At 38.2% G+C, this 5974-nt stretch carries 5 protein-coding genes; 4 read left to right on the plus strand and 1 reads right to left on the minus strand.

The genetic code is table 11. From position 1 onward, the window contains the following. The 3 genes from lipA to AC6F75_RS08960 all read left to right on the plus strand — a co-directional run. The coding region (gene lipA, locus AC6F75_RS08950) for a lipoyl synthase (protein WP_500714663.1) at positions 1-846 on the plus strand (846 nt) is incomplete at its 5' end. 20 nt (positions 847-866) lie between these two features. Next, the gene (gene gap / locus AC6F75_RS08955) at positions 867-1865 is read left to right on the plus strand and encodes a type I glyceraldehyde-3-phosphate dehydrogenase (RefSeq protein WP_500714664.1); all 999 of its coding nucleotides are present in this window, start codon (positions 867-869) and stop codon (positions 1863-1865) included. 69 nt (positions 1866-1934) lie between these two features. After that, positions 1935-4145, plus strand: coding sequence for a response regulator (locus tag AC6F75_RS08960; protein ID WP_500714665.1), 2211 nt, complete (start codon positions 1935-1937; stop codon positions 4143-4145). Here AC6F75_RS08960 and lpxK read toward each other — a convergent pair. Next, complete coding sequence (gene lpxK, locus AC6F75_RS08965; RefSeq protein WP_500714666.1) at positions 4142-5176, minus strand: tetraacyldisaccharide 4'-kinase; 1035 nt, start codon at positions 5174-5176, stop codon at positions 4142-4144. The two genes, AC6F75_RS08960 and lpxK, sit on opposite strands and share 4 nt — an antisense overlap. Before the next feature lie 44 nt (positions 5177-5220). Here lpxK and AC6F75_RS08970 point away from each other — a divergent pair. Next, positions 5221-5974, plus strand: a 754-nt coding sequence (locus tag AC6F75_RS08970) for a Nif3-like dinuclear metal center hexameric protein (protein WP_500714667.1), incomplete at its 3' end; no start/stop codon positions are given.

Genomic DNA, 5974 nt, shown 5'->3' on the forward strand with positions numbered 1-5974 from the left:
GAAAGAACCCCAAAACCCAAGTGGCTGAGGGTAAAACTTCCCACCGGAAAAAAATACACCGAGCTTCGTAGTCTTGTTGACAAATACAGCTTGCACACCATTTGCACATCGGGCAGTTGTCCTAATATGGGCGAATGCTGGAGTGAAGGAACAGCCACATTTATGATTTTAGGAAACATTTGTACACGCTCATGTGGTTTTTGTGGTGTAAAAACCGGCCGTCCCGAGTCCATCGACTGGGAAGAGCCTGAAAAAGTGGCCCGCTCCATCAAATTGATGAACATCAAGCACGCTGTGATTACTTCGGTTGACCGCGATGACATAAAAGATATGGGTTCCATTATCTGGGCTGAAACCGTAAAGGCAATTAGACGGATGAATCCCGAAACCACGCTTGAAACGCTAATTCCCGATTTTCAAGGCATTGAAAGACATTTAAACCGAATTATTGAAGTAAATCCCGAAGTGGTTTCACACAATATGGAAACCGTTAAAAGACTTACCCGTGAAGTACGCATTCAGGCAAAATATGAGCGCAGTCTGGGTGTATTGAACTACCTGAAAGAAAACGGTATTAACCGTACCAAAAGCGGCATCATGTTAGGGCTGGGTGAAACCGAAAAAGAAGTCGTCCAAACAATGAAAGACTTGCGGGATGTGAATGTCGATATAGTCACTATCGGTCAGTATTTACAACCGTCAAAAAAACACCTTCCGGTGAAAGAGTTTATCTTGCCCGAGCAGTTCAAAAAATATGAAGAAATGGGCTTAAATATGGGCTTTCGCCACGTGGAAAGCGGGGCACTTGTCCGGTCATCATACAAAGCACATAAACATATTCAATAATACAAGCATCAAATCACACAATGTCAAATAAAATCAAAATTGCCATCAATGGTTTTGGAAGAATAGGTCGGAGTTTGTTTCGGCTATTACTGGAACAAGACCAAATAGAAGTAGTGGCTATCAACGATTTGGCTGACGCCAGAACTTTAAGCCACTTGCTCAAGTATGACAGTATTCACGGTGTTTTGAAAAAGGAAATATCAAGTACAAATGGAGGTATATTGGTTGACGGAAAATTGTACCCTTTGAGTAATTATAACTCCCCGGAACAAGCCCAATGGAATGATGTTGATTTCGTTATTGAAGCCACAGGAAAGTTTAAAAACACCATTGATCTGCAAAAACACTTACAAAACGGTGCCAAAAAAGTAATACTCACCGTTCCGTCAATTGATGATAACATCAAAACCATTGTAATGGGCGTGAATGAATCCACTCTTGACGGCTCAGAAACAATAATTTCAAATGCTTCCTGTACTACTAATAATGCAGCTCCAATGATAAAAATCATAGACGAGTTGTGTGGCGTGGAACAGGCATATATCACCACGATACACTCATATACCACAGATCAAAGCCTGCACGACCAACCCCACACCGATTTGAGGAGGGCCCGAGCAGCAGCACAATCAATAGTACCAACGACAACTGGTGCTGCCAAGGCATTGACAAAAGTTTTTCCGCACTTGTCAGATGTTATTGGTGGTTGTGGCATTAGGGTTCCTGTACCTAACGGCTCATTGACTGATTTGACTTTAAACGTCAAAAACGAACCCACAATTGAGAAAATCAATCAGGCGTTTAAAATCGCATCAGAAACCTATTTGAAAGGCATAATTGAATTTACTGAAGACCCTATAGTTTCTGTCGATATTATTGACAATACCCATTCCTGTGTTTTTGATGCACAAATGACATCTGTAATCGGCAGGTTTGTAAAAGTTATTGGGTGGTATGACAATGAAATGGGTTATTCTTCAAGAATAATTGATTTAATAAATTACATTTCAAAGAAATAACTATCTTTACCTCTTATTAGAATTATGATGAGGCGCTCCATAAAAGTATTTTTTACCTCACTTTTTGTTTTGTGTACAATTTCTCTTTTTTCTCAGGAAAACATTGAGGAAACACAGGATACCATTGCGCTTATTCATCAACTTCAGGAAAGTGCTTATCAATCCATAATCACTCAAGATCTCGACAATGTAATGCCTCAGTTACTCAGGGCAAAAGAGCTGGCTAACGCTTATGACGATCCGATTAAGAAAACTCTTGTCTGTACTACTATCGCATATTTTTATTATTCAATCAACAGTTTTGATCTAGCAGCAACCGAGTGTGCAAAAGCTATAAGCTACATCAAAGAAGAAACCAACTCAAAGGAACTTGGGATAGCTTACAGTCTATACGGTTTAATTTCCTTAAAAACCAACAATAAAGGGAATGCTGAGCGATATCTTGACCGTGCTGACCGAATTTTTCAGAATTTAAATGACGATATAGAACTTGCCAAAGTCAAATACAAAAAAGGGCTTTTTGCATATGAAGAAGATAATATTCAGGTGGCCCTCAATTATTTTGCAGCCGCATTGGAAGTGTTTGAAACATCAAATATTCCTTTTTATGAATCACTTGCCAATTTGTATTTAGCAAAATGCCTAATTAGGATAAACACATCCAATGAAATTGAAAAAGAAAAAAATACAACAAGGGCAAAAGTCGCTATTGATAAGGCATTTGATATTAGCAGAAGAAACAACTATTTAAAAACAGAAACCGATAGTTATAAAGCATACAGTGACATCGCATTTTTACAAGGCCGAACAGAAGATGCCTACACGTCACTGAGGAATTTTGTAGAAAAGAGGGGTCAACTTGAAGAAATACACGCTGCAGTTTTAAGTAAAAACTTAAATTTTGAATCCAATAGTGATGAACTGAATGCTATCATTGCACTACAGCAAAGTGATTTGGACCAACAGCAAAAGTCCATCACTATGAACCGTTTTACCACAGGACTTAGCGTAGCATTAATAATCATATTGTCTCTTTTAACTTTATCGCTTTATAAGAACAACAATTTAAGGGCAAAAGCAAACAACCTGCTACAAGATAAAAATGACGAACTGTTAATTGCAAAAGAAAGGGCCGAGAAAGCTTCACTGGCAAAAGCCCAGTTTCTATCAACGATTACTCACGAGTTACGAACACCTATGTATGCCGTAACAGGTTTAACCCATTTATTGATGGAGGAAAACCCCAGAGAAGATCAGAAAGAACACCTCAATTCATTAAAGTTTTCAGGTGAATACTTGCTTTCGTTGATCAATAATATACTGGATTTGAACAAGCTGGAGGCCAACAAAGTTGAACTTGAAAAGAAATCGTTCAGTCTAAAAAACAGGGTTGAAGACGTGTTAATTGCGTTAAAAAAATCTGCTTTGGATAAAAACAACAAACTCACCCTTGAATATGACGACAGTATTCCTCAGAAACTTGTAGGCGATCCGGTTGTTCTTTCACAAATTTTAATCAACCTCGTGGGTAACTCAGTTAAATTTACCGAAAACGGAAAGGTTTCTATACGTGTCAAAAAATTAAGTCAGACAGACCGTAGCGTGTTGCTCCATTTTGAAATTGAAGACAGTGGAGTGGGTATTTCCTTAAAGAAACAAAAGGCCATTTTTGAAAGCTTTACGCAAGGTTCTGTTCAAATCAATAGAAAGTTTGGTGGTACCGGCTTGGGGCTATCCATCGTTAAAAACCTACTGAATTTAATGGACAGCAAGGTGCATTTGGAAAGTGAAATCGGGAAAGGTTCAAAATTCTGGTTTGACCTGAAATTTAACATTTCTGACGAAAAACCCGATACTACAAGTACAGATGTTCTCGCACAAGGCTTAAACTATGAAATGCTAGAAAATCTGAACATACTAGTAGTTGAAGACAATAAAATCAACCAAATGATTACCAAAAAGATTTTGGAGAAAAACAAAATCAATTGTTCAGTGGCCGACAATGGTGAAGATGCCGTAAAAATGGCCAAGGAAAACAATTATGACTTGATCTTAATGGACATTCATATGCCCGGAATTAGTGGAATTGAAGCAACTCAACAAATCAGGGAGTTTAAACAGGAGATTCCAATTATTGCCCTTACCGCTGTTACAATCGACGAAAACCTGGACGATTTCTATAAGGCCGGTTTCAACGAAATCATTCCAAAGCCGTTTAAAACTGAAGAGTTTTTCGAAAAAATTTACCGCACACTTCAGACTCAAAAAGTAGGCGATTAATCTATAATTTCTATTGTTTCATTTTCTTCGGGAATCCCTGCTGCTGCGTTTAGTATTCGTTTTATAAAACCTTCTTCTTTATTTAAAAACGAAACCGAAATCGGCAAGTAGTACAATTCTGCCTTTTTGATTTTATCCTTTAATCGCATAAAATCCTTTTCAGTGGTCAATATGATTTTTTCTTCATCCAGTTTACTTATTTCCGAAACAGAAAAATTGTGATGGTCAGCAAAAGAAAGATGTTCAAACTTCAGTTTAAGGCCAGTCAAATATTCAACCATTGGCTTGGGATTGGCAATTCCGGTGACTAATACAAATTTTTCCTGTTCAAGATATTCAAGATGCTTAACCTCATTTATGCCTTGCATTGTTGAAGCATATAGAATAGTTGAAAAATAAACGTGCTGGTGCTGTTGAGGCTTTAAATCAAAATGGATTTGCTGTTGTTTAGAATACGGCAACTTTTCAGGACATTTGGTAACCACTATGCAATTGGCCCGCTTTGCGCCGGTTTTTGATTCCCTAAGATTTCCTGCCGGCAACAACAAATCGTTAATGTACAAATCAGCATATGACGTGAGCAAAATGCTATAAGAAGCTTTAACTTTTCGGTGTTGAAAGGCGTCATCCAGAAGAATGACTCCAGCTTGTTCCTTAAGCTTTTCAATACCGCGCCTACGATTGGCGTCCACAGCGACTATCACTTTTGGAAATTTATGTTTGAACTGAAGTGGCTCATCACCCACCTCTTCAACTGTGTGATGCTTTTCAACCAATAAAAACCCTTTTGTTTTTCTTTTATACCCCCGGCTCAAAACCGCTACATTGTATTGTTCTTTCAAAATTGAAATTAGAAATTCAATCATGGGCGACTTCCCTGTTCCGCCCACGTTTAGGTTGCCAACACAAATGACCGGAATGTCATATTGCATACTTTCAATGTACTGTTTTTCATACAGAAAATTACGAAAAGAAGTTACGCCATGATAGAGCACCGAAAAGGGGAATAATATTTTCCTGAGTTTGTTCATCACAACGAAAATATACTTTTTTATCTTTACCGTAAAATAGAACTATGATTATTCAAGATGTAATCCGTTTTTTTGAGGAAATTGCCCCACTACACTATGCCGAAAGCTTTGACAATGTGGGCTTGCTGGTGGGCAATAAAAACACCAAAGTGACTTCCATACTGGCTACACACGACACTCTGGAGGAAGTGGTGGACGAAGCCATTGCAAAAAATTGCAATTTGATTGTGAGTTTTCACCCTATAATATTTTCAGGTTTAAAAAAAATCAATGGAAATAATTATGTAGAACGCGTGGTGATCAAAGCCATTCAAAACAACATTGCCATTTTTGCTATCCACACGGCACTTGACAATTCCTGGAACGGTGTGAATGCCATTATCTGTAAAAAACTTGGATTGATCAATCAAAAAATACTCATCCCCAAAAAGGAAACCATAAAAAAACTCATCACATTTGTGCCAAAAGCACAAGCAGAAAGTTTAAGACAGGTCCTTTTCAATGCCGGTGCAGGAAACATTGGCAATTATGACCATTGCAGCTTTAACGTTGAAGGTACAGGCAGCTTCAGGGCCGGAGAAGGAGCCAATCCGACTTTGGGTAAAATAGGCGAAACTCATTATGAATCTGAAACCCAAATCGGGATAACTTTTCCCTCACACCTTGAAGGAACTGTTTTAAAAGCTTTGCAGGAAAACCACCCTTATGAAGAAGTGGCTTATGAAATAACTACCCTGGAAAATGTCAATCAAAAAATAGGTATGGGGATGATTGCCGAGCTTCCAAAAGCTTTAAGTG

This window comes from Planktosalinus sp. (genome assembly GCF_059864935.1).